The 207-nt window shown below is 50.7% G+C and carries 1 rRNA gene; it reads right to left on the reverse strand.

Going from position 1 to position 207, the window contains the following annotated elements:
* Nucleotides 1–207, reverse strand: a 23S ribosomal RNA gene (locus tag LQ622_RS15015); the annotation flags it as partial.

Consider the following 207-nt stretch of genomic DNA (forward strand, 5'->3'; position numbering starts at 1 on the left):
CCGGGCAGGCGTCAGCCCCTATACATCACCTTACGGTTTAGCAGAGACCTGTGTTTTTGATAAACAGTCGCTTGGGCCTATTCACTGCGGCTCTTCAAGGCTTTCACCCTAAAAAGCACCCCTTCTCCCGAAGTTACGGGGTCATTTTGCCGAGTTCCTTAACGAGAGTTCGCTCGCTCACCTTAGAATTCTCATCTTGACTACCTG

The organism is Mammaliicoccus sp. N-M50 (assembly GCF_022386995.1).
Taxonomy (GTDB): Bacteria; Bacillota; Bacilli; order Staphylococcales; family Staphylococcaceae; genus Mammaliicoccus; species Mammaliicoccus sciuri_A.